This is a genomic window from Kribbella sp. NPDC005582 (assembly GCF_040605415.1).
Taxonomy (GTDB): domain Bacteria; phylum Actinomycetota; class Actinomycetes; order Propionibacteriales; family Kribbellaceae; genus Kribbella.
In genome coordinates this window covers 1082384-1106112 of sequence record NZ_JBEXCU010000001.1, presented here as the reverse complement: position 1 = coordinate 1106112, position 23729 = coordinate 1082384, and the positions used below count along the sequence as shown (strand labels likewise).

Below are 23729 nucleotides of genomic sequence, written 5' to 3'. Positions count from 1 at the left end.
TCCTGCAATGCAGGAAACGCAGCTCCGAGGTTCGGTGCAGTCGATCGATCGCGCGGTCGCGATCCTGCGCTGCTTCGACGGCCGGACGCCCGATCTCGGAATCAGCGACCTCTCCCGTGCGACCGGGCTGTCGACCAGCACAGTGCATCGGCTGCTCCTGGCGATGCTGGAGAATGGTCTGATTCGCCAGACCGCTCAGCGGCGCTACGCGATCGGTCCGCTGGTCGTACAGCTCGCCCACACCAGTGGGATCCCCGCGACTCTGCGCGATGCCGCCCAGCCCGTACTGCGGGAGCTCCGCGACAGCACCGGAGAGACCGCGGCGGTGCACGAGCTCCTGCCGAGCGGTCACCGGATGGTGCTCGACCAGGTGGAGAGCCGGCACCAACTGCGCCGCACGTACACGGAATTCGGCGTACCGCTGAAGCTGCCGCAGGGCGCCCCGGGCAAGGTCCTGCTCGCGTTCTCGCCGTGGCAGCGCCAGGTGGAGGTCCTCTCCGAGCCTCTCGAGCAGGTACTACCGGACACCATCACCGATCCGGAGATGCTGGCCGCACAGCTCGCGGAGATCCGTGAGCGCGGGTTCGCCACCTCCATGACCGAGCGGACGCCGGGCATCTGCTCAGTCGCTGCTCCCGTCTTCGATTACTCCGGCCAGGTCGTCGGATGTCTGTCCATCTCAGGCCCAGAGCTGCGGATGCCCGCAGAGGTCCTCCTCGAGTGCGGGGCCCTTCTGGTCCCGGCTGCTTGGAAGGTGTCGGAGTTGCTCGGGGCAACCACAGCGGGACGAGAGCGGGCCAGAGAACAAGCGAGTGCACGCTGATGGCTGGTCCCGCCGCACTGCTGAAGATCGCGCCCTCGGTCTACGTACCTGCTCTGCTCTACGGCATTGGCCAGGGTGCGATCGCCCCGGTGATCGCGGTCTCGGCGACGCACCTGGGCGCCACCCCGGCGGTTGCCGGAGTCGTGGTGGCCGCGGCCGGGCTGGGGCAGGTCATCGGCGACATCCCGGCCGGAGCGCTCACCAACAGAATTGGTGAGCGGCGCGCGATGCTCGGCGCGACAGTCCTGGTTTCGTTTGCACTGGTGGCCTGTCTACTTGCTCCGACCGTCTGGGGCCTGGCCATCGCGATCGGCATGACCGGGCTGGCCGGATCGGTCTGGGGGCTGGCTCGGCAGGCCTACCTCAGCGAAGCGGTACCGATCGAGCTGCGTGCCAGGGCGCTTTCCACGCTGGGTGGTGTGCAACGCATCGGTTCGTTCATCGGCCCGTTCCTTGGCGCACTGGTCATGCGCTTCCTGGGCACGGACGGTGCGTACTGGGTCCACCTGGCAGGCGCCGCCCTGGCGTGTGTGGTGCTGGTGAGCTTGCCGGACATCGAGCACGTCCGCGGTCGCCGGCCGGTCGCCGCGCAGTCCACCATCACCGTCATTCGCGAGCACCTGCCGGTACTGCGAACTCTCGGCACCGGTGCACTCCTGGTAGGCGCCGTACGGGCGTCGCGTCAGGTCGTCATACCGCTCTGGGCCCTGCACATCGGCCTGGACGCCCAAACCACCAGCATCATCTTCGGACTCTCCGGTGCGGTGGACATGCTGCTCTTCTATCCCGCCGGCTCGGTCATGGACCGCATGGGCCGCAAGTGGGTAGCAGTCCCGTCCATGCTCGTCCTGGGACTAGCGCACCTTCTTCTCCCGCTCACTCACACCGCTGCAACCCTGACAGCGGTCGCGCTGCTCATGGGCGTCGGCAACGGCCTCGGCGCCGGCGTGATCATGACGCTCGGCGCAGACGCGTCACCAGCAGTCGGCCGAGCCCAGTTCCTGGGGGCGTTCCGACTGTTCGCCGACACCGGCAACGGCTCCGGCCCACTACTGCTCGCCGGCGCAACCGCCGTACTGGGGCTGGGGCCGGCGGTCATGGTGATGGCCGGCACCGGGCTGGCCGCGGCGGCCGCGATGCACCGCTGGATACCGCCGATTTGGACACAGCGCAACGGTCAGGCACAATGAACCTTGCCGAAGACCGCTGGTTGTCGCTTTCGAGCGACTGAAGGTCCCACTCAGGTGGGCGGCCCGCGTAGGTGACGAGAAGTGTGAGTGTAGTTCGTATGTTCACGCCCTTGCGCCTGCGCAGGGGCGTTCTTCTTTTCTTGGGGTCTTCGGCGAGAAAGCCAAACGAAGGAGACCCCATGGCGAGGCCGGACAAGGCAGCCGCTGTCGCAGAGCTGACGGACGAGTTCCGTAGCTCGAACGGCGCCGTGCTGACCGAGTACCGCGGACTCACTGTGGCGCAGCTGCGGAATCTGCGCAGTGCGCTCGGTGACGACGTGAACTACGCCGTGGTGAAGAACACGCTGACCAAGATCGCGGCCAAGGACGCGGGTGTCGAGTCGTTCGACTCGTTGCTCGAGGGTCCGTCGGCCATCGCCTTCATCAAGGGCGATGCGGTGGTTGCGGCCAAGGGGCTGCGTGACTTCGCCAAGGCGAATCCCCTTCTCGTCATCAAGGGTGGAGTGCTCGACGGCAAGCCACTCAGCTCTGACGAGATCAGCAAGCTCGCTGACCTGGAGTCGCGTGAGGTTCTCCTCGCGAAGCTCGCAGGTGCGATGAAGGCGGCTCCGCAGCAAGCGGTGTCGCTGTTCGCTGCTCCGCTGTCGCAGGCCGCGCGCCTGTTCGCGGCGCTGCAGGACACGCTGCCGGCGGACGGGGCTTCGGCTCCCGAGGCCGCGGCCGAGGAGACCGTGCAGGACACGGTCGACGCACCTGCCGAGGCGAGCACCGAGGAGACCGCCGCAGCTGACAGCTGAGGCGTATCTCACTGCACCACCCCATTCAGTGATCGACAGTTACTAAGGAAGGACCGCCACCATGGCGAAGCTCAGCACCGAAGAGCTCCTCGGCCAGTTCAAGGAACTGACCCTGCTGGAGCTGTCGGAGTTCGTTAAGGCTTTCGAGGAGGAGTTCGGCGTCACCGCCGCCGCCCCGGTTGCCGTTGCCGCCGCTCCGGGCGCCCCGGGCGCCCCGGCCGAAGAGGCCGCGGAGCAGGACGAGTTCGACGTCGTTCTCGAGAGCGCCGGCGACAAGAAGATCCAGGTCATCAAGGAGGTGCGCGGTCTCACCAGCCTTGGTCTGAAGGAGGCCAAGGACCTGGTCGAGTCGGCCCCCAAGGCCATCCTGGAGAAGGTCGACAAGGCTGCCGCGGAGAAGGCCAAGGAGGCCCTCGAGGGCGCCGGGGCCACCGTCACGCTCAAGTGACCTCAGTTACGTTCCGCTAGTGAACGTAACGAATGCGTAGAGAAGGGCGGTCTCCCCAGGGAGGCCGCCCTTCTCGCATTTCGGTCTGGCTAGGATCGCAATCGCTTGACAGCTAGGGGTTACGCAAAACCGTACTCGTGCGTAACCTAGGCCACTGCCCCCTCGTTTGAACCTCAGTACTCGTCGGTTCGGGGCCAGCAGAATCATTCCCGTGAGGCAGAGCCGATAGGAGGGCCAGGTGGGCGTAGAAGTCCGCGTCGAAGGTCTCACCAAGTCCTTCGGCAGCCAGCTCATCTGGGGCGATGTGTCCCTGACGCTGCCGGCCGGTGAGATCTGCGTGATGCTGGGCCCGTCCGGAACGGGGAAGTCCGTTTTCCTGAAGACCCTGATCGGTCTGCTCAAGCCGGACCGCGGGCACGTCTTCATCGAGGGCACCGACATCGCCACCTGCAGCGAGCGGGAGCTCTACGAGATCCGCAAGCTGTTCGGCGTGCTGTTCCAGGACGGCGCGATGTTCGGCTCGATGAACCTGTACGACAACGTCGCCTTCCCGCTGCGTGAGCACACCAAGAAGTCCGAGTCCGAGGTCCGCTCCATCGTGATGGAGAAGATGGAGATGGTCGGCCTGGTCGGTGCCGAGCGCAAGCTTCCCGGCGAGATCTCGGGCGGTATGCGCAAGCGCGCCGGACTGGCCCGCGCGCTGGTGCTGGAGCCGGAGATCCTGCTGTTCGACGAGCCGGACTCCGGTCTGGACCCGGTCCGGACGGCGTTCCTGAACCAGCTGATCATCGACCTGAACGAGATGACCCAGGCCACCTGCCTGATCGTCACCCATGACATCAACACCGCGCGCACCGTTCCGGACAACATCGGGCTGCTGTACCACCGGCACCTGGCGATGTTCGGGCAGCGGGAGATGCTGCTGTCCAGCGAGGAGCCGGTTGTCCGGCAGTTCCTGAACGCGCAGCGCGTCGGCCCGATCGGCATGTCCGAGGAGAAGGACGCCGACGAGCTCGCCCGCGAGGCCGACCAGGAGCTGCCGCCGCTGCCGCCGATCCCGATCCAGCAGCTGCCGAGCAGCGGCCTGCTGCGTCCGACCCAGCGCCCGCCGGGCGATTGGTGCCGCGAGAACGGCGTCACCCCGCCGCCCGGTTCCTTCGCCACTTCTGTGGTGGGGGTTCCGTGACCCTGAGCGCCACCGCCCCGCTGAAGCACGCCGGCTCGCTGTTCTCGTTCGCCCTCGACACGATGCGGGCGTCGGTACGTCGTCCGTTCCAGCTGAAGGAGTTCCTGCAGCAGGCCTGGTTCGTGGCGAGCGTGACGATCATCCCGACCGCGCTGGTGGCGATCCCGTTCGGGGCCGTGATCGCGTTGCAGGTCGGCGGTCTGATCAAGCAGTTCGGCGCGCAAGCCTTCACCGGGTCGGCCGCCGTACTGGCTGTGGTGCGGGAGGCGTCGCCGATCGCGACCGCGCTGCTGATCGCGGGCGCCGGTGGCTCGGCGATCTGCGCGGACCTGGGTGCGCGGAAGATCCGCGAAGAGCTCGACGCGATGATGGTGCTCGGGATCGACCCGATCCAGCGTCTGGTGGTGCCGCGGGTGCTGGCGACGATGCTGGTCGCATTCTTCCTGAACGGTTTCGTCAGTGTGGTCGGCGTGATGGGCGGCTATGTCTTCAACGTCGTCCTGCAGGACGGGACTCCAGGCTCCTATATTGCAAGCTTCACCGCGCTCGCCCACCTGCCCGACCTGTGGCAGGGCCAGGCGAAGGCGCTGGTCTTCGGGTTCATCGCGGCGGTTGTCGCGTCGTACAAGGGTGTGAACGCGGGCGGCGGTCCGAAGGGTGTCGGCGACGCCGTGAACCAGTCGGTCGTGATCACGTTCATGCTGCTGTTCGTCGCGAACTTCTCGATGACCGCGATCTACTTCCAGCTCGTCCCGCCGAAGGGGGCCTGACATGTCGGCCCTGATGGACGTCCTGGTGAAGAAGCCGCTGAACTCGCTCGACCGGCTCGGTGAGCAGCTCGCCTTCTACATCAAGGCACTGGCCTGGTCGGGCAAGTCGATCACCCGGTACCGCAAGGAGATCCTGCGGTTGCTGGCCGAGGTCACGCTCGGCACCGGCGCGCTCGCGGTGATCGGCGGCACCGTCGGCGTGATCACGTTCCTGGCCTTCTTCACCGGGACCGAGGTCGGCCTGCAGGGCTACTCGGCGCTGAACCAGATCGGTACGTCGGCCTTCGCCGGCTTCGTCAGCGCCTACATCAACACGCGCGAGATCGGCCCGCTGATCGCCGGGATCGCGCTGGCCGCGACCGTCGGCTGCGGTTTCACCGCGCAGCTCGGCGCGATGCGGATCAGCGAGGAGATCGACGCCCTCGAGGTGATGGCGATCCCGTCGCTGCCGTTCCTGGTCACCACCCGGATCATCGCCGGCCTGATCGCGGTCGTCCCGCTGTACGTCGTCGGTCTGCTCTCGTCGTACTTCGCGACTCGGCTGACCGTGACCACGTTCTACGGGCAGAGCACCGGGACCTACGACCATTACTTCCATCTGTTCTTACCACCGGGCGACGTGCTGTGGTCGTTCGGCAAGGTGCTCGTCTTCTCGGTGCTGGTGATCCTGGTGCACTGCTACCACGGCTACCACGCGAGCGGCGGTCCCGCGGGTGTAGGCGTCGCGGTGGGCCGCGCGGTCCGTACGTCGATCGTCGTCATCAACGTGGTCGACCTGCTGCTCTCGATGGCCATCTGGGGTACGACGACCACGGTGAGGTTGGCCGGATGATCAACAAGATTCCGCACAAGGCGTACGGCGTCGTCTTCATCGGCGTGCTGTGTTTCCTGCTGTGGCTGACGTACGCGTTCTACGCGAAGGTGTTCACCGACACCGTCGACGTGGAGCTGAAGACCAGCCACATCGGTCTGCAGCTCAACGAGCATGCCGATGTGAAGCTGCGCGGCATCATCGTCGGCGAGGTGGTCGGGACGTCGACCGACGGCGACGAGGCGACCGTGAAACTCGCCTTGAAGCCGGATCAGGTGGACGAGATCTCCAGCGCGGTCAGCGCGCGGATCCTGCCCAAGACCCTGTTCGGCGAGAAGTACGTCGCGCTGGTGCCGCCGAGTGGTGCCGCGGGCCGGCACATCCGGGCCGGTGACGTGATCGCCCGCGACAAGACCGCGGTCGGCATCGAGATCGAGAAGGTGCTGAACGACGCCCTGCCGCTGCTGCAGGCGGTCGACCCCGCGGATCTGAACGCGACGCTGAACACGCTGGCCACCGCGCTCGAGGGCCGCGGTACCGAGATCGCCGGGACGCTGACCCAGCTCGACGCCTATCTGAAGAAGCTGAACCCGAACGTCCCCAAGCTGATGGCGGCGCTGACCAAGCTCACCCAGGTCTCGCAGATCTACGGCGACGCGACGCCGGATCTCGTCCGGGCGCTGCGCAACCTGACGATCACCGGAAACACGGTGGTCGAGAAGGAACAGCAGCTGCAGAAGTTCTTCGTCGACGTGCAGACACTCTCCTCGACGACGGACACGTTCCTGAAGCAGAACGAGGACCGCGTGATCCGCCTCGGCGAGGTGAGCCGGCCGGTGCTGGACCTGCTGGAGCGCTACTCGCCCGAGTTCCCGTGCTTCCTCAAGGTGATGACCGACACCACCCCGATCCTGAACGACACGTTCCGCGACGGGCGGCTGAACATCAACCTCGAGCTGATCACCAACCAGCCGACGCCGTACGAGCCGAACGAACTGCCGGCGTACAAGGACCACCGGGGTCCGACCTGTGTGGGTAAGAACTACAGCCACCCGGGCGCGAAGCCGGGGCCGTACAACCAGCAGAACCCGGCGCCGTACATCACCGGTGACGACGGCGTGATCGGCGATCACAACAAGCTGACCAGGTTCCCGCTGAACCTGACCCTGAACCGCGCGATGCCCGGGTTCGCGATGGACACCCAAGGCGTCGGTACGCCGGCCGAGCAGAAGGTCGTCGACGCGGTCGTCGCACCGGCGATGGGCGTCCCGGCGAGCGACGTACCCGATCTGACCACGCTCCTCGTGGGGCCACTGCTGCGTGGCGGGCAGGTGAATCTCAAGTGACCAAGCTCTTGGACAAGAAGACCTCGCTGGACATCGTCCGGCTGTCGATCTTCGTCGTGGTGACCACGATCGCGACCGCGTTGCTGGCGGTGACGATCGGCAACATCACCTTCAACGCGACGACGAAGTACCGGGCGGTCTTCACCGACGCGGTCGGGCTGAACAAGGGTGACGACATCCGGATCGCCGGGGTGAAGGTCGGGCAGGTCGACAAGATCGCGCTCTACCAGAACACCTTGGCGATGGTGACGTTCAGCGTCGACTCCGACCAGGTCGTCGACACCTCCACGAAGGCGACGCTGCGCTACCGCAACCTCGTCGGCAACCGGTACGTCGCTCTCACCGACGGCGTCGGCGGTGGCGAGCGGCTGAAGGCGAACGGGCTGATCCCGAAGGAGCGGACCGCGCCGGCGCTCGACCTGTCGGTACTGTTCAACGGCTTCAAGCCGCTGTTCACCGCGCTGACGCCGGCGGACGTGAACCAGTTCGCGTTCGAGGTGATCAAGGTGCTGCAGGGCGAGGGCGGCACGATCGAGTCACTGCTGGCCAAGACCGCCTCGCTGACCACGACGCTGGCCGACGCCGACGAGGTGATCGGCAGCCTGATCACGAACCTGACCTCGACCTTGCAGATCGTCTCGCAGCGGCAGCAGAACTTCTCCCAGCTGCTGGTCAACCTGCAGCAGTTCATCACCGGCCTGAGCCAGGACGTGAACCCGATCCTGAACTCGCTCGGCTCGATCAACTCCCTGAACACCAAGACGGCCGGCTTGCTGCAGCAGACCCGGGTGCCGATCAAGGCCGACCTGGCCCGCCTGCGCACGGTCGCGACCACGCTCGACGACACTCAGGGCATCTGGGTGAAGACGCTGAACTACATGCCGGAGAAGCTGAACACGATGACCCGCACCGCGTCGTACGGCTCGTGGTTCAACTTCTACCTGTGCAACTTCGACGGCAACGTCACGCTGCCGCTGGGCACCCGCATCCCGGTGTCGTACGACAACAACTCGGCGAGGTGCAAGAAGCCGTGAAGCCCTTCCGCGAACAGAACCAGGTGACGATCGGCGTCATCGGCCTGACGGTGATCGGGCTGATCATGCTGGCCGCGTTCAAGGCGCAGGATCTGCCGCTGATCGGCGGCGGGACGAAGTACTCGGCGCAGTTCTCCGAGGCTGGCGGGCTGAAGCCGAACGACGAGATCCGGGTCGCCGGGGTCCGGGTCGGGCAGGTCCGCAAGGTCGAGCTCGAGGGCACCCACGTCCGGGTCGACTTCGTCGTCGACAAGGGCGTGAAGCTGGGTGACCAGACCGGCGCCGAGATGAAGATCAAGACGCTGCTCGGGCAGAAGTACCTGAAGCTGAACCCGTCCGGCAACGGCGAGCTGAAGGCCGGTTCCGAGATTCCGCTGGACCGGACGGTTTCGGCGTACGACGTCGTCGACGCGTTCTCGGATCTCGCGAACACGACCGAGCGGATCGACACCGCGCAGCTGGCCAAGGCCCTGGACACGCTCTCGGCGACGTTCAAGAACACGCCGGAGGAGGTGCAGGCCTCGCTGACCGGCCTGTCCCGGCTGTCGCGGAACGTGGCCAAGCGCGACGAGCAGCTGAAGCTCCTGCTGCAGCACTCGAACACGGTCACCAAGGTGCTTGCCGACCGCAACCAGCAGCTGATCAAACTGATGAAGGACGGCAACACCGTCTTCCAGGCCGTGCAGGCCCGGCGGGCGCTGATCCACCAACTGCTGGTGTCGACGCAGAAGCTCTCCGCGCAGATCACCGCGCTGGTCCGGGAGAACCGCAAGGATCTCGGCCCGACGCTGCAGAAGGTGAACGCCGTACTGGCTGTGTTGCTGAAGAACCAGAAGGATCTGGACGCGAGTATCAAGGGACTCGCGCCGTTCGTCCGGGTCTTCACCAACACGCTCGGCACCGGGCCGTGGTTCGACGTCTACCTGCAGAACCTGGTGCCCGTGCCTGAGGTGCCGCTGCCGAAGGTCGATCTCGGCCTCCCGCCGATCCTGGGAGGCGGACGATGACCAAGGTCTCTTCGCTGTCCCGGCTGATCGCGATCGGGGTCGTCGTGGTGATCCTCGCGGTCAGCGTGATCTCGCTGTGGCCGAATCCCGAGCGGGTGTCGGCGACGGCGTACTTCCCGCGGGCGGTCTCGGTCTATCCGGGCTCGGATGTCCGGATCCTCGGCATCAAGGTCGGCCAGGTGGAGAGCGTGACGCCGGCCGGGCGGACGGTCCGGGTGAAGTTCTGGTGGGAGGCCAAGCACAAGGTGCCGGCCACGGCGAAGGCCGTGATCGCGGCGCCGTCGATCGTCGCCGACCGCTACCTGCAGCTGACCCCGGCGTACTCCAAGGGCGACGTGATGGCCGACGGGGCGCAGATCCCGCTGGAGCGCACTGCGGTCCCGCTGGAGCTCGACCAGATCTACCAGAGCCTGAACGACCTGTCCGTCGCGCTCGGCCCGAAGGGCGCCAACGACCAGGGTGCCCTGTCGCGGCTGCTCGACGTCTCGGCGAAGAACCTCAACGGTCAGGGCGCGAAGCTCAACCAGACCATCACCGACGTCTCCAAGCTGACCGGGACGCTCGCGGGCAACTCGCAGAGCCTGTTCTCGACGATTCGGCAGCTGCAGACATTCGTCTCCGCGCTCGCGGCCAACGACGCCTTGGTGAAGCAGTTCAACACCAACTTCGCCGCGACGTCGACCACGCTGGCCGGCGAGCGCAAGGACCTGACGTCCGCGTTGTCGCTGCTGGCGACCGCGCTCGGCGAGGTGGCGACGTTCGTGAAGGAGAATCGGGCCCTGGTGAAGAACACCGTCTCCGGCGCCACCGAGATCTCCCAGATCCTGGTCAATGAGAAGGCCGCGCTGGCCGAGATCCTCGACGCCGCTCCGCTCGGCCTGGGCAACCTGGCCCGGGTCTACAACCCGCAGTTCGGCACGCTGGACCAGCGGATCAATCTGGCCCAGCTCGACAACCCGTCGTCGTTCATCTGCTCGCTGCTGCTGCAGGTGAACCGGCCGCTCTCGACCTGCTCACTGCTCAAGCCGGTGCTCGACTCGCTGCCGAAGCTGCCGCTGCTCAGCCAGCTCACCGGTAGCGCTCCGGCGAGTGGCGGGCCCGCCGGTACGCCGTGGGCCGCGGCCGGCGGTACTGAGAAGCCCAAGCCGACCAGCCCCGACCCGGTCGACCCGACGCTCGGAGGACTGGTCCGATGAGACGCCGTACGGCGGTTGTGGCCGGAGCGCTCGCGATGGCGATGGCGCTGACCGGGTGTGACTTCAGCGTGTACTCGTTGCCGTTGCCCGGTGGCGCGAAGATCAAGGGGCCGTCGTACACGGTCACGGTCGAGTTCGCCGACGTCCTGGACCTGGTGCCGAAGTCGACGGTCAAGGTCGACGACGTCACGGTCGGTACGGTCGACAAGGTCTGGCTCGAGGGGTACGTCGCCAAAGTCCGGATCCGGCTGCCGAAGAGTCTCGAGCTGCCCGACAACGAGCGGGCGACGATCCGCCAGACCAGCCTGCTCGGCGAGAAGTTCGTGTCGCTGGCGCAGCCGACCGGGCAGGAAGCGCCCCGCGGCCGGCTCGACGACGGCGAGGTCATCCCGCTGTCCCGGACGACCAGCAACGTCGAGGTCGAAGAGGTCCTGGCCGCACTCTCGCTGCTGCTGAACGGCGGCGGTGTTGCCCAGCTCCAGATCATCACCCAGGAACTGAACAAGGCACTGACCGGCAACGAGCCGGCCATCAGGAGCGTGCTCACCCAGCTCGACACGTTCGTCGGCACCCTGGACCAGAACAAGCAGAAGATCGTCACCGCGATCACCGCGGTCGACGCGCTGGCCAAGAAGCTGAACGCCCAGAAGGAGACGCTGGCGACCGCGATCGACTCGCTGCCGAAGTCGATCGCGACCCTGGACAAGCAGCGGGCCGCACTGGTCAAGACGTTGCAGGCCCTGTCGACTCTGGGCAGCACGGCGACCCGGGTGATCACGTCCGCGCAGAAGGACCTGGTCGCGAACCTGCAGTCGCTGTACCCGATCCTGACCAAGCTGGCCGAGGCGGGGGAGAACCTGCCGAAGTCGCTCGAGCTGCTCTTCACCTATCCGTTCCCGGACGCCGCGGCGCGAGGTGTGCAGGGTGACTACACGAACCTCGGAATCACCTTGGACGTCAACACCCAGAAGCTGCTCAAGGGCCTGATCGGCCTCGATCTGCCGACGGTCGGCCCGACGGCGCTGCCGACGGGCAACATCAGCCTTCCGGTGCACCTGCCGACCAAGCCGGGTGCGAAGCCGACGGTGAAGCCGACCGGTATCGCCACGACCTGTGTGACCGTACTCCTGCTGCCGGTCTGCGGCCCGAAGCTCAACCGGGCCGGGTTCGATCCCGACCTGGCCCGTGCACTGATGCCGGGGGTGGTGAAGTGATCACCAGGGGAGTCCGGATCCAGCTGATGGTGTTCCTGCTGATCACCGTCGTCGGGATCGCGTTCGTCGGCGCGCGCTACGCGCAGATCGACAAGCTGCTGTTCGACCAGGACTACACGGTCAGCGCCAGCTTCGCCGAGTCCGGCGGCATCTTCGAAGGCGCCGAGGTGACGTACCGCGGCCAGCCGGTCGGCCGGGTCGGCAAGCTCGAGCTGCTGCCGGACGGCGTACTGGTCGACCTGGACATCGACAAGAAGACCAGCAAGATCCCGAACGACCTGCTCGCGGTCGTGGCGAACCGGTCCGCGATCGGCGAGCAGTACGTCGATCTGCAGCCGCGCCGCGACGAGGGTCCGTACCTGAAGGACCACTCGCGGATCGACCGGGAGAACACCGCGATCCCGATCGACACCACCGAGCTGCTGCTGAACCTCGACCAGCTGGTCAACTCCGTGAACCAGGACAGCCTGCGGACGACGGTCAAGGAGCTCGGGGCCGCGCTGAAGGGCCGGGGGACCGACCTGCAGAGGATCATCGACAGCTCCGGCAAGCTGATCGACGACGCCGACGCGAACATCCTGCAGACGATCAAGCTGATCAACGACGGCGACACCGTGCTGGCGACCCAGGTGGCCAGCGGCGACGCGATCAAGACCTGGGCGAAGAACCTCGCGCTGCTGTCCGACGCCCTGGTCGGCTCGGACGCGAACCTGCGCAAGGTGATCGACCAGGGCTCGGCCGCGTCGACCCAGCTCACCGGCCTGATCCAGGACAACCGCGCCGACATCGCGGTGCTGCTGGGTAACCTGCTGACGGTGAACCAGTTGACCGCGGTCCGGCTCGACGCCGTCGAACAGCTGCTCGTGGTGTACCCGGCGGTCTCCATGGGCGGGTACGTCGTACCCGCGAAGGACCCCGGGACCGGGCACTACGACGCGCACTTCGGGCTGGTGCTCGGGTTCACGCCGCCGGCCTGCCGGGCCGGCTACTCCAAGGACAACTGGCGGGTGCCGCAGGACACCACGGACATCAAGGCCAAGCAGGCAGCCTGTACGGCGTCGCCGGCGACCGGCACGAATGTCCGGGGTGCGCAGAACGCGCCGAGCCCGTCGTCGCGTCCGGACCGTAACCGGGTCGGGTACGGCATCGGCTACGACCCGGCGACCGGCGAGGCGGGCGGCTCCGGCGGGATGCCGGAGATGGTGCTCGGCTCGACCGGTGGACAGCAGGAGCTGCTCGGCAGCGACTCCTGGAAGGCTCTCATTCTCGGACCGGTGACCGGCAAGTGACTTCGGGCAACTCCCGGCGGGGCAGACTGATCGTGGCATGGGCGCTGAGCGTCCTGCTGGTGATCGCGCTCGCCGCGGCGACTCTCTCGGTGATCGCCCTGCAGAAGCAGAGCCAGGACAAGGCGCTGCGCGAGGGCGCGATGAAGGCGGCGCGGCAGCTCGCGCTGGACTTCACCACCTACGACTACCAGACCTGGGACGCGGACTCCCAGCGCGTGCTGGACAACTCGACCGGGCAGTTCAAGCAGGAGTTCGAGTCCGGCATCCAGGCGGTGAAGACCGACGTGGCGGCCAACAAGGCCACCTCGAAGGGCGACGTGAAGGAGGCCGGCGTGGTCTCCGGGGACAAGGACTCGGCCGAGGTGCTGGTGATCGTGAACGCTCTCGTCACCAACACCGCGTCGACCGACGGGGTCGAGCGCCGGTACCGGATCAAGCTGGACATGGTGCGCGAGAAGGACCGCTGGCTGACCGCTGACCTGCAGGTGGTGGGCTGATGCCGGACCGGCCGCGTAACCGCCCGCGGATCGCCGGACAGCGCCGTACGGGCGTGGTTCCGGAGACTCGCGAGGATGTGACTCAGGACACAGACGAGGCCGTAGAGGTCCCTGTTGCGGAGCCTGAGGAAAGCGAAGCGGTTACTGAAAGTAGCGAAAAGACCCCGATCGGAGGCGTTCTGTACGCCGTCCTCGGGGTGCTGATCGTGTTGGTGCTGACCGTGGCCGCGGTGCTCGGGGTCAAGGCGTGGCAGGGCAAGCAGGCCGAGGATGCCCGTGGCCAGGCGGCCGCCGCCGGACGGAAGGCGGCCGAGACCGCCCTGAGCTACGACTACCGGGATCTGAGCAAGAGCTTCGCTGCGGCGCGGGCCACGATGACTCCGGAGTTCGCCGGCAAGTTCGACGAGACCGCCAAGGTGGCCGGCGAGCTGGCGACCAAGTCCAAGGCGACGGTGAAGGCCGAGGTTCGCGAGGTCGGGGTCCGCGACGGCGACGCCGACCGGGTCACGCTGATCATCTTCGTCAATCAGACCACCACCAGCACGATCACGCAGGGTAAGCCCCGCGTCGACCTGAACCGGACCCGGTTCACGATGGTCCGAAAAGACGGCCGATGGCTGGTCCAGGAGATCGCCGGACTGTAGTCTCTTTGTGACTCCGCACCAGGAGGGCGCCGGCAGGCTCGTGGGTGATCTACCCACTGGAGACACCGGGTCGGTCCTTGACGGAGAGGGTGGTCCGAAGGCAAACTATCGGACCCCGTTGGACAGGCTTGCCTCTATCGGGTAGCCTATTGCTTTGCGCTGCCTTTCTCCCACCTCGGCTCGGGTCTCGACTTGACTGGGGTGGTTTGGCCTGCGCTCTACGAACCACAGCACCAGCACCGCAAGTGCCACACAGAAGTTACTTTGCGAGCCCGTGGAAGGACGCCCCTTGGTCGCCTCGCGCAACCCCCAGTCCGACAGCATTTCCGACGTTTCCGGCTCTCCCCGCCGTATCTCCTTCGCGAAGATCGCGCAGCCTCTCGAGGTTCCCGATCTGCTCGCGCTGCAGGTGGACAGTTTCGACTGGCTGGTCGGTAACGAAACCTGGCAGGCCCGCGTGGCCGCCGCCGAGGCCGAAGGACGGACCGAACTGTCCGGCCCCTCCGGCCTGGAAGAGATCTTCGAAGAGATCTCCCCGATCGAGGACTTCAGCGGCACCATGTCGCTGTCGTTCCGCGACCACCGTTTCGAGCCGCCGAAGAACACGGTCGACGAGTGCAAGGAGCGTGACGTCACCTACTCGGCGCCGCTCTTCGTCACCGCCGAGTTCATGAACAACGAGACCGGCGAGATCAAGAGCCAGACCGTCTTCATGGGCGACTTCCCGCTGATGACGCGCAAGGGCACCTTCGTGATCAACGGCACCGAGCGTGTCGTGGTCTCGCAGCTGGTCCGCTCGCCCGGTGTGTACTTCGAGCGCACACCGGACAAGACGTCCGACAAGGACATCTTCACGGCCAAGGTGATCCCGTCGCGCGGTGCGTGGCTGGAGTTCGAGGTCGACAAGCGCGACATGGTCGGGGTCCGGCTGGACCGCAAGCGCAAGCAGAACGTCACCGTCCTGCTGAAGGCCCTGGGCTGGACCGACGCGCAGATCCTCGAGGAGTTCGGCGAGTACGAGTCGATCCGCCTCACCCTGGAGAAGGACCACACCTCCGGGCAGGACGACGCGCTGCTGGACATCTACCGCAAGCTGCGTCCGGGCGAACCGCCGACGCGCGAGGCCGCACAGGCGCTGCTGGAGAACTACTACTTCAACGGCAAGCGCTACGACCTGGCCAAGGTCGGCCGCTACAAGATCAACAAGAAGCTGGGTCGCGACGAGACCCACGACACGGCCGTGCTGACGATCAACGACATCGTCGCCACGATCAAGTACCTGGTCGCCCTGCACGAGGGCAAGACCGAGCTGCCCGCGCCGACCGGTGAGATCGTCGTCGAGGAAGACGACATCGACCACTTCGGCAACCGGCGGCTGCGTACTGTCGGCGAGCTGATCCAGAACCAGCTGCGCACCGGCCTGGCCCGGATGGAGCGCGTGGTCCGGGAGCGGATGACGACCCAGGACGTCGAGGCGATCACGCCGCAGACCCTGATCAACATCCGTCCGGTGGTGGCGGCGCTGAAGGAGTTCTTCGGTACGTCGCAGCTGTCGCAGTTCATGGACCAGACGAACCCGGTCGCCGGTCTGACGCACAAGCGGCGTCTGAACGCGCTCGGCCCGGGTGGTCTGAGCCGTGAGCGGGCCGGCTTCGAGGTTCGTGACGTGCACCCGTCGCACTACGGCCGGATGTGCCCGATCGAGACCCCGGAAGGCCCGAACATCGGTCTGATCGGCTCGCTCGCGTCGTACGGCCGGGTGAACCCGTTCGGTTTCGTCGAGACGCCGTACCGCAAGGTCGTCGAGGGCCTCGTCACCGACCAGGTGGACTACCTGACCGCGGACGAGGAGGACCGGTTCGTCATCGCGCAGGCCAACGCCGCGCTGACCGACGACAGCCGGCTCGCCGAGGACCGCGTGCTGGTCCGTCGCCGGCACGGTGAGGTCGAGCTCGCGCTCGTCGCGGACGTGGACTACATGGACGTTTCCCCGCGCCAGATGGTGTCGGTCGCGACGGCCCTGATCCCGTTCCTCGAGCACGACGACGCCAACCGCGCCCTGATGGGGTCGAACATGCAGCGCCAGGCGGTGCCGCTGATCACCTCGGACGCGCCGCTGGTCGGTACCGGCATGGAGTACCGCGGTGCGGTCGACGCCGGTGACGTGGTCGTGTCGGAGAAGGCGGGTGTGGTCAAGGAGGTCTCGGCCGACCTGATCGAGATCGCCGCCGACGACGGCACCTACCAGACCTACCGGCTGGCGAAGTTCCGCCGCTCGAACCAGGGCACCTGCATCAACCAGCGTCCGCTGGTCGACGCCGGTCAGCGGGTCGAGATCGGTTCGCCGCTCGCCGACGGTCCGTGCACCGACGAGGGCGAGATGGCCCTCGGCCGGAACCTGCTCGTGGCGTTCATGCCGTGGGAGGGTCACAACTACGAAGACGCGATCATCCTGTCGCAGCGCGTCGTTCAGCAGGACCTGCTGACCTCGATCCACATCGAGGAGCACGAGGTCGACGCTCGCGACACGAAGCTGGGTCCGGAGGAGATCACCCGGGACATCCCGAACGTCTCCGACGAGATGCTGGCCGACCTGGACGAGCGCGGCATCATCCGGATCGGCGCCGAGGTCACCACCGGTGACATCCTGGTCGGCAAGGTCACGCCCAAGGGTGAGACCGAGCTGACCCCGGAGGAGCGGCTGCTGCGCGCGATCTTCGGTGAGAAGGCGCGCGAGGTCCGCGACACGTCGCTGAAGGTCCCGCACGGCGAGAACGGCACCGTCATCGGGGTCCGGGTCTTCGACCGGGACAACGGCGACGAGCTGCCGCCGGGTGTGAACCAGCTGGTCCGGGTGTACGTCGCCCAGAAGCGCAAGATCTCCGTCGGCGACAAGCTCGCCGGACGCCACGGCAACAAGGGCGTCATCTCGAAGATCCTGCCGGTCGAGGACATGCCGTTCATGGAGGACGGCACCCAGGTCGACATCATCCTGAACCCGCTGGGCGTGCCCGGCCGGATGAACGTCGGTCAGGTCCTCGAGACGCACCTCGGCTGGGTCGCCAGCCGCGGCTGGAAGGTCGACCCGGACAGCAAGGAGGAGTGGGCGCAGCGCCTGATCAAGATCGGCGCCGGCGAAGCTCCTCCGATGACCAACGTCGCCACCCCCGTCTTCGACGGTGCGCGCGAGGAAGAGGTCACCGGCCTGCTCGGCTCGACCCTGCCGAACCGCGACGGCGACCGGATGGTCAACAGCACCGGCAAGGCCCGGCTCTTCGACGGTCGCTCCGGCGAGCCGTTCCCGGAGCCGGTCGGCGTCGGCTACATGTACATGCTGAAGCTGCACCACCTGGTGGACGACAAGATCCACGCCCGCTCGACCGGTCCGTACTCGATGATCACGCAGCAGCCGCTGGGTGGTAAGGCGCAGTTCGGTGGTCAGCGGTTCGGCGAGATGGAGGTGTGGGCCCTCGAGGCCTACGGTGCCGCCTTCGCGCTGCAGGAGTTGCTGACGATCAAGTCGGACGATGTGGTCGGTCGCGTGAAGGTCTACGAAGCGATCGTCAAGGGCGAGAACATCCCGGAGCCGGGTATCCCGGAGTCCTTCAAGGTTCTGGTCAAGGAAATGCAGTCTCTGTGTCTGAATGTCGAGGTCCTCTCGTCCGACGGAAGCCGGGTCGAGATGCGCGACAGCGAAGAGGACGTCTTCCGTGCTGCGGAGGAACTGGGTATCGACCTGTCCCGGCGGGAGCCGAACAGCGTCGAGGAGGTCTGAGCGGGTTGCCGCTCTCGATCAACAGCCGACTTTTCTCAGACCAACTTTTTACGGGAGATAACACATCGTGCTCGACGTGAACTTCTTCGACGAGCTTCGGATCGGCCTGGCCACTGCGGATGAGATCCGCCAGTGGTCGCACGGCGAGGTCAAGAAGCCGGAGACGATCAACTACCGGACGCTCAAGCCTGAGCGTGACGGCCTGTTCTGCGAGAAGATCTTCGGTCCCACCCGGGACTGGGAGTGCTACTGCGGTAAGTACAAGCGCGTTCGCTTCAAGGGCATCATCTGCGAGCGGTGTGGCGTCGAGGTCACCCGCTCCAAGGTGCGCCGCGAGCGGATGGGCCACATCGAGCTGGCCGCGCCGGTCACCCACATCTGGTACTTCAAGGGTGTCCCGTCGCGACTCGGCTACCTGCTCGACCTCGCCCCGAAGGACCTTGAGAAGGTCATCTACTTCGCGGCGTACATGATCACCGACGTCGACGACGAGGCACGGCACCGTGACCTCGCGTCGTTGGAGGGCCGGACCGACGTCGAGCGCAAGCAGCTCGAGAACCGGCGCGACAACGACATCGAGACCCGGATGAAGAAGCTGGAGGAGGACCTCGCCCAGCTCGAGGCCGAGGGCGCGAAGGCCGACGTTCGCCGCAAGGTGAAGGAAGGCGCCGAGCGTGAGGTCAAGCAGCTGCGCGACCGTGCGCAGCGCGAGATCGACCGCCTCGACGAGGTCTGGACCCGGTTCAAGAACCTGAAGGTCCAGGACCTCGAGGGTGACGAGATCCTCTACCGCGCCATGAAGGAGCGCTTCGGCAAGTACTTCGCCGGGGCGATGGGCGCGGCCGCGATCCAGCGCCGGCTCGAGACCTTCGACCTGAAGGCCGAGGCGGACAACCTGCGCGAGACGATCAAGACCGGTAAGGGCCAGCGCAAGACGCGTGCCCTGAAGCGGCTCAAGGTCGTCACCGCGTTCCTGGCCACCAACAACAGCCCGATGGGTATGGTCCTGGACTGCGTCCCGGTCATCCCGCCGGACCTGCGGCCGATGGTCCAGCTCGACGGTGGCCGGTTCGCCACCTCCGACCTGAACGACCTGTACCGCCGGGTGATCAACCGGAACAACCGCCTCAAGCGGCTGCTCGACCTCGGCGCGCCCGAGATCATCGTCAACAACGAGAAGCGGATGCTGCAGGAGGCCGTCGACGCACTGTTCGACAACGGCCGCCGTGGCCGTCCGGTCACCGGCCCGGGCAACCGGCCGCTGAAGTCGCTGTCCGACATGCTCAAGGGCAAGCAGGGCCGGTTCCGTCAGAACCTGCTCGGCAAGCGCGTCGACTACTCCGGCCGCTCCGTCATCGTGGTCGGCCCGCAGCTGAAGCTGCACCAGTGCGGTCTGCCGAAGGCGATGGCGCTGGAGCTGTTCAAGCCGTTCGTGATGAAGCGGCTGGTCGACCTCAACCACGCGCAGAACATCAAGTCCGCCAAGCGGATGGTCGAGCGTCAGCGCGCCCAGGTCTGGGACGTGCTGGAAGAGGTCATCACCGAGCACCCCGTGCTGCTGAACCGCGCGCCTACGCTGCACCGACTGGGCATCCAGGCGTTCGAGCCCCAGCTCATCGAGGGCAAGGCGATCCAGATCCACCCGCTCGTCTGTTCGGCGTTCAACGCCGACTTCGACGGTGACCAGATGGCGGTGCACCTGCCGCTGTCGGCCGAGGCCCAGGCCGAGGCGCGGATCCTGATGCTCTCGACGAACAACATCCTGAAGCCGGCCGACGGCCGTCCGGTCACGATGCCGACGCAGGACATGATCATCGGCATCTACTTCCTGACGATGCTCAAGGACGGCGCGCTGGGCGAGGGCCGGGCGTTCGGCTCCGTGGCCGAGGCCATCATGGCCTTCGACCGCGGTGAGCTGTCGCTGCAGGCCAAGATCACCCTGCGGCTCACCGGCGCGGGTGCGCCGGAGGGCTCCGAGGTGCTCTCCAACGGCGGGTTCTCCTTGGAGACCACGCTGGGCCGGGCGCTGTTCAACGAGACGCTGCCGGCGGACTACACGTTCGTCAACCTCGAGGTCGGCAAGAAGCAGCTCGGCGGGATCGTCAACGACCTGGCCGAGCGGTACACGAAGGTCGAGGTCGCGCACGCCCTCGACGCGTTGAAGGACCTCGGTTTCCGCTGGGCCACCCGGTCCGGTGTCACCGTGTCCATCGACGACTTCAGCACGCCGCCGTCCAAGCCGGAGATCATGGCGCGGTACGAGGCGCAGGCCGAGAAGGTCCAGAAGCAGTTCGAGCGGGGTCTGATCACCTCGTCCGAGCGGCGTCAGGAGCTGATCGAGATCTGGACCGGAGCCAACGCCGAGGTCGGCAAGGCGATGGAAGAGAACTTCGAGAAGCACAACCCGATCTGGATGATGGTCCACTCGGGCGCCCGAGGAAACATGATGCAGATCCGGCAGATCGCCGGTATGCGTGGTCTGGTGGCGAACCCGAAGGGCGAGATCATCGCCCGTCCGATCAAGGCCAACTTCCGCGAGGGCCTGTCGGTGGTCGAGTACTTCATCGCCACCCACGGTGCTCGTAAGGGTCTGGCCGACACCGCGCTGCGGACCGCCGACTCGGGGTACCTGACCCGTCGTCTGGTGGACGTCTCGCAGGACGTCATCATCCGCGAGGAGGACTGCGGCACCGAGCGCGGTCTGCCGAAGCAGATCGGTGAGGACGGCCCGAACGGCGTCGTCGTGCACGCGGAGAACGTCGAGACCAGCGCGTACGCACGCACCCTGGCCACCGACGTCGCGGGTGCGGACGGCTCGATCGTCCTGACCGCGGGCAGCGACCTGGGCGACGTCTCGATCGCGAAGCTGATCGAGGCCGGGGTCAAGGAGGTCAAGGTCCGCTCCGTGCTGACCTGCGACGCCAAGACCGGTACCTGCGCCAAGTGCTACGGGCGTTCGCTGGCGACCGGCAAGCCGGTCGACATCGGTGAGGCCGTCGGTATCATCGCGGCCCAGTCCATCGGTGAGCCGGGGACGCAGCTGACGATGCGTACCTTCCACACCGGTGGCGTCGCGGGTGATGACATCACCCACGGTCTGCCGCGTGTCGTCGAGCTGTTCGAGGCGCGTCAGCCGAAGGGCAAGGCGCCGATCTCGGAGGCGGCCGGCCGGATCTCGATCGAGGACACCGACAAGACCCGGAAGCTGGTGCTCACCCCGGACGACGGTTCCGAGGAGGTCGCCTACCCGGTCTCGAAGCGTGGCCGCCTGCTGATCGAAGAGGGTCAGCACGTCGAGGTCGGTCAGCAGCTCATGCAGGGCACGCCGGACCCGCAGGAAGTGCTGCGGATCCTGGGTGTTCGCAAGGCGCAGGAGCACCTGGTGGACGAGGTCCAGGCCGTGTACCGGTCGCAGGGTGTGGCCATCCACGACAAGCACATCGAGATCATCGTCCGGCAGATGCTGCGCCGGGTCACGGTGATCGAGTCGGGTGACGCCAACCTGCTGCCGGGTGAGCTCGCGGACCGCATCCTCTTCGAGGGTGAGAACCGCCGCGTGGTCGCCGAGGGCGGTACGCCGGCCTCCGGTCGCCCGGTGCTGATGGGTATCACCAAGGCCTCGCTGGCCACCGAGTCGTGGCTGTCGGCCGCCTCCTTCCAGGAGACGACCCGCGTCCTGACCGAGGCCGCGATCCACGGCAAGTCCGACTCCCTGGTCGGTCTGAAGGAGAACGTCATCATCGGAAAGCTGATCCCGGCGGGTACCGGCATGGACCGTTACCGCAACATCCGGGTGGAGCCCACCGAGGAGGCGAAGGCCGCGATGTACTCGATGGTCGGCTACGAGTCGTACGACTACGACTTCGGCCCGTCCGCCGGGCAGTCGGTCCCGCTCGACGACTTCGACCTCGGTTCGTACCAGAACTGATTCGAGTCACTCCGCCGAGGGCGGCACTCCCCACCGGGGGGTGCCGCCCTCGCGCCATTCCCGCCCCCCGTACGCCCCACCCCCAGAGGTGGGTCTCCTTCTCTTTGTGCACGACATCCGACTTTGGGCACCCACCAGTCAATTTCGCGGGCTCGGAGTGGTCGGTGGGGTCTCAAAGATGAGCTGGGTGCACAAAGAGCGGCGGGCTTGCCGGGGGATGGTGGGCTGCTCTTTGGGGTGGTTCGAACGGCTTTGCAGGTAAGGGAAATCGGTCGTTTCGGATCGTGATCGCGGAGACACTCGGGGTGGCGGCTGAAAGTGTCCGGGGCATAGTCCAAGATTGGTGCATGACGGATCTTCCGGCCTACCTGCGGCCCTTCGTCCTGAGCGTTGCGGACGGGCCTGATGTCGGGGTCGACAGGCTTGGGGAGCTCGATCTCTACCGCCCGGCCGGCAGCGCCCGGACCGGCGCGATTCTCTTTGTGCACGGTGGTCCCGCGCCGCCCGATCTCGAGGTGACCCCTCGCGACTGGCCGGTCTACCAGGGATATGCGACCGCCGCCGCTCGCCGTGGAGCGGTGGCCGCGGTCGTCGATCACAGCCTGATCCGTGGCCTGGACCAGTTGTCCACCGCCGCCGATGAGGTGGAGGCAGCGATCGGCGTACTGCGTTCTGATCCGCGCGTCGACCCGGACCGGGTCGTGCTGTGGTTCTTCTCCGGCGCCGGGCTGCTGGCGGGGGAGTGGCTGGACAGCCGCCCCGACTGGCTGCGCGGCGTCGCCCTCACCTATCCGCTGCTCGCCACCCCGCCCGGTGTCGACGATCTGGTCAACGCTGCCGAAGTTGTCGGCAAACACGACCGGGGCGGTGGGGTGGGAAATGTTTTGGGCAAAGTCTTGCCGGTGCTGCTCACCAGGGTCGGGCTCGAGCGGGATGAGCTCGCCGGCCCCGTGGCGGAGTTCGTCTCCGCGGGTGGCGCCGCGCTCGACATCATCGACGTACCGAAAGGGCACCACGGGTTCGACATGCTCGACCACACCGAAGAATCACGCGCCGCCGTCACCAAGGCTCTGGACTGGGCGATCGCCCATCTGGGCGAAGAGCCGGGACCCCAGGGCGACCTCCTCGTCCCGCCACCGAAGGCCAGGACCGCCACGACGACCACTACCGCGCGGCGTACGCCGGCGAAGCCGAAACCCGAGCCGGTGAAGGAAAAGCCGGCCGCCGAAGCCCTCCCGGTCGAGGTCGCTCGCGCGGAGACTGTTGCCGTCAAGGCCGCGCCGGCCGAGGCCGCTCGTGCGGAAGCCGCCACCACCAAGGCCGCAGCTGCCTCGCCGGAAGTTGCCGCACCCGCCAGGGCGCAACTGCCGGAGACTGAGGACGTCCTGAGCTCGATCTCCGGCACTTTCGGCGCGGCTGACACTCCCGCCGCCCGCGTGGTCGGGCGCGAGCACTCGGCGTACGCTGCGCACGATCTGGAGGCGTTCCTGGCGATGTACTCGCCGACCGCCCGGATCTCGTTTGCCGACGGCACCGATCTCAAGGGCCGGCGGTTCCTCCGCGAGCTCTACCGGCCGATGTTCGACGCCGGCCGGTGCAAGACCGAAGTGGTGCAGAAGCTGATGGTCGGCGAGTGGGTGGTCGAGCACCAGGTGGCCCACGACACCGGCGAGCCGGTGGCCAGGATCGCGTTGTACCGGGTCTCCGAAGGACTCATCACCGACGTCGAGTTCCGCTCCTGAGAAGGCGTTCCTGAGACGGTCATCCGGCTGGT

18 protein-coding genes are annotated in these 23729 nt (G+C 66.8%); all 18 read left to right on the top strand.

All coding sequences use genetic code 11. The features are described from left to right. The first annotated feature begins 7 nt into the window (after window positions 1-7). The 18 genes from ABZS29_RS05490 to ABZS29_RS05405 all read left to right on the top strand — a co-directional run bounded on the left by ABZS29_RS05490 (window position 8) and on the right by ABZS29_RS05405 (window position 23697). Window positions 8-823 (top strand): IclR family transcriptional regulator, encoded by an 816-nt coding sequence (locus tag ABZS29_RS05490; RefSeq protein WP_355458821.1) that lies wholly within the window; start codon window positions 8-10, stop codon window positions 821-823. Next, complete coding sequence (locus ABZS29_RS05485) at window positions 823-2013, top strand: MFS transporter (protein WP_355458819.1); 1191 nt, start codon at window positions 823-825, stop codon at window positions 2011-2013. Before ABZS29_RS05490 ends, ABZS29_RS05485 begins: the two co-directional genes overlap by 1 nt. A 179-nt stretch (window positions 2014-2192) precedes the next feature. Next, window positions 2193-2810, top strand: a complete 618-nt coding sequence (gene rplJ / locus ABZS29_RS05480) for a 50S ribosomal protein L10 (RefSeq protein ID WP_355458818.1) — start codon at window positions 2193-2195, stop codon at window positions 2808-2810. A gap of 61 nt (window positions 2811-2871) precedes the next feature. After that, window positions 2872-3258 carry a 50S ribosomal protein L7/L12 gene (rplL, locus tag ABZS29_RS05475; protein ID WP_355458816.1) on the top strand — a complete coding sequence of 129 codons (387 nt, stop codon included), beginning with the start codon at window positions 2872-2874 and terminating at the stop codon, window positions 3256-3258. 238 nt (window positions 3259-3496) lie between these two features. Next, on the top strand, window positions 3497-4444 hold the full coding sequence (locus tag ABZS29_RS05470; protein WP_355458815.1) for an ABC transporter ATP-binding protein: 948 nt from the start codon (window positions 3497-3499) through the stop codon (window positions 4442-4444). A gap of 62 nt (window positions 4445-4506) precedes the next feature. Further along, window positions 4507-5214, top strand: a complete 708-nt coding sequence (locus tag ABZS29_RS05465) for an ABC transporter permease (RefSeq protein WP_355460825.1) — start codon at window positions 4507-4509, stop codon at window positions 5212-5214. Between the two features lies 1 nt (window position 5215). Continuing rightward, complete coding sequence (locus ABZS29_RS05460) at window positions 5216-6046, top strand: ABC transporter permease (protein WP_355458813.1); 831 nt, start codon at window positions 5216-5218, stop codon at window positions 6044-6046. Beyond that, on the top strand, window positions 6043-7371 hold the full coding sequence (locus tag ABZS29_RS05455; protein WP_355458811.1) for an MCE family protein: 1329 nt from the start codon (window positions 6043-6045) through the stop codon (window positions 7369-7371). The genes ABZS29_RS05460 and ABZS29_RS05455 overlap by 4 nt, the downstream gene beginning before the upstream one ends. Then, entirely contained in the window at window positions 7368-8405 is a 1038-nt protein-coding gene (locus ABZS29_RS05450; protein WP_355458809.1) for an MCE family protein, read from the top strand. The genes ABZS29_RS05455 and ABZS29_RS05450 overlap by 4 nt, the downstream gene beginning before the upstream one ends. Then, window positions 8402-9412 carry an MCE family protein gene (locus ABZS29_RS05445; RefSeq protein ID WP_355458807.1) on the top strand — a complete coding sequence of 337 codons (1011 nt, stop codon included), beginning with the start codon at window positions 8402-8404 and terminating at the stop codon, window positions 9410-9412. Before ABZS29_RS05450 ends, ABZS29_RS05445 begins: the two co-directional genes overlap by 4 nt. Further along, window positions 9409-10608 (top strand): MCE family protein, encoded by a 1200-nt coding sequence (locus ABZS29_RS05440; protein ID WP_355458805.1) that lies wholly within the window; start codon window positions 9409-9411, stop codon window positions 10606-10608. Before ABZS29_RS05445 ends, ABZS29_RS05440 begins: the two co-directional genes overlap by 4 nt. Then, window positions 10605-11822 (top strand): MCE family protein, encoded by a 1218-nt coding sequence (locus tag ABZS29_RS05435; RefSeq protein ID WP_355458804.1) that lies wholly within the window; start codon window positions 10605-10607, stop codon window positions 11820-11822. Before ABZS29_RS05440 ends, ABZS29_RS05435 begins: the two co-directional genes overlap by 4 nt. Beyond that, window positions 11819-13111 carry an MlaD family protein gene (locus ABZS29_RS05430; protein ID WP_355458802.1) on the top strand — a complete coding sequence of 431 codons (1293 nt, stop codon included), beginning with the start codon at window positions 11819-11821 and terminating at the stop codon, window positions 13109-13111. Before ABZS29_RS05435 ends, ABZS29_RS05430 begins: the two co-directional genes overlap by 4 nt. Before the next feature lie 32 nt (window positions 13112-13143). Then, the gene (locus ABZS29_RS05425; RefSeq protein WP_355458800.1) at window positions 13144-13608 is read left to right on the top strand and encodes a hypothetical protein; all 465 of its coding nucleotides are present in this window, start codon (window positions 13144-13146) and stop codon (window positions 13606-13608) included. 197 nt (window positions 13609-13805) lie between these two features. Further along, complete coding sequence (locus tag ABZS29_RS05420; RefSeq protein WP_355458799.1) at window positions 13806-14252, top strand: hypothetical protein; 447 nt, start codon at window positions 13806-13808, stop codon at window positions 14250-14252. A 289-nt stretch (window positions 14253-14541) separates the two neighbouring features. Further along, a complete protein-coding gene (gene rpoB, locus ABZS29_RS05415) occupies window positions 14542-18027 on the top strand; it encodes a DNA-directed RNA polymerase subunit beta (RefSeq protein WP_355460823.1) in 3486 nt (1161 codons plus the stop codon). Between the two features lie 67 nt (window positions 18028-18094). Continuing rightward, window positions 18095-21955: a DNA-directed RNA polymerase subunit beta' gene (locus ABZS29_RS05410; RefSeq protein ID WP_355458797.1), complete on the top strand. Its 3861-nt coding sequence runs from the start codon at window positions 18095-18097 to the stop codon at window positions 21953-21955. Window positions 21956-22302: 347 nt separating this feature from the next. Continuing rightward, window positions 22303-23697 carry a nuclear transport factor 2 family protein gene (locus ABZS29_RS05405; RefSeq protein ID WP_355458795.1) on the top strand — a complete coding sequence of 465 codons (1395 nt, stop codon included), beginning with the start codon at window positions 22303-22305 and terminating at the stop codon, window positions 23695-23697. Window positions 23698-23729: the final 32 nt, after the last annotated feature.

Bases quoted from the DNA above. Each gene is read 5' to 3' on its own strand.
- ABZS29_RS05485 (WP_355458819.1), top strand. From the start codon at position 823: ATGGCTGGTCCCGCCGCACTGCTGAAGATCGCGCCCTCGGTCTACGTA.
- ABZS29_RS05455 (WP_355458811.1), top strand. From the start codon at position 6,043: ATGATCAACAAGATTCCGCACAAGGCGTACGGCGTCGTCTTCATCGGC.
- ABZS29_RS05435 (WP_355458804.1), top strand. From the start codon at position 10,605: ATGAGACGCCGTACGGCGGTTGTGGCCGGAGCGCTCGCGATGGCGATG.
- ABZS29_RS05465 (WP_355460825.1), top strand. From the start codon at position 4,507: ATGCGGGCGTCGGTACGTCGTCCGTTCCAGCTGAAGGAGTTCCTGCAG.
- ABZS29_RS05490 (WP_355458821.1), top strand. From the start codon at position 8: ATGCAGGAAACGCAGCTCCGAGGTTCGGTGCAGTCGATCGATCGCGCG.
- ABZS29_RS05405 (WP_355458795.1), top strand. From the start codon at position 22,303: ATGACGGATCTTCCGGCCTACCTGCGGCCCTTCGTCCTGAGCGTTGCG.
- ABZS29_RS05460 (WP_355458813.1), top strand. From the start codon at position 5,216: ATGTCGGCCCTGATGGACGTCCTGGTGAAGAAGCCGCTGAACTCGCTC.
- ABZS29_RS05440 (WP_355458805.1), top strand. From the start codon at position 9,409: ATGACCAAGGTCTCTTCGCTGTCCCGGCTGATCGCGATCGGGGTCGTC.
- rplJ (WP_355458818.1), top strand. From the start codon at position 2,193: ATGGCGAGGCCGGACAAGGCAGCCGCTGTCGCAGAGCTGACGGACGAG.
- rplL (WP_355458816.1), top strand. From the start codon at position 2,872: ATGGCGAAGCTCAGCACCGAAGAGCTCCTCGGCCAGTTCAAGGAACTG.